Here is a 312-nt window from a genome sequence, read left to right on the forward strand (position 1 = left end):
CACGCAGGGGGTCAGCGGTTCGATCCCGCTTGGCTCCACCAATTAATTTAATAAAAAAATATTATGGCGGGATAGCTCAGCTGGCTAGAGCATTCGGTTCATACCCGGAGGGTCGAGGGTTCGAATCCCCCTCCCGCTACCATTTTTATTTAAGGTGCCTATAGGGCATATACTGCGGACCCTTAGCTCAGTTGGTTAGAGCTATCGGCTCATAACCGATCGGTCGTAGGTTCGAGTCCTACAGGGTCCACCATTACTATTGCGGAGATTTACCCAAGTCTGGCTGAAGGGACTGGTCTTGAAAACCAGCAG

Annotated in this window: 2 tRNA genes; both read left to right on the top strand. The window is 50.6% G+C overall.

From position 1 onward, the window contains the following. Positions 1-65: 65 nt before the first annotated feature. Positions 66-142: transfer RNA gene (locus HUU89_RS14530), tRNA-Met, on the top strand. 34 nt (positions 143-176) lie between these two features. Next, a tRNA-Ile gene (locus tag HUU89_RS14535) sits at positions 177-253 on the top strand. The last annotated feature ends 59 nt before the right edge of the window (positions 254-312 follow it).

The organism is Faecalibacillus sp. H12 (assembly GCF_013361255.1).
Classification (GTDB): Bacteria; Bacillota_I; Bacilli_A; order Erysipelotrichales; family Coprobacillaceae; genus Faecalibacillus; species Faecalibacillus intestinalis.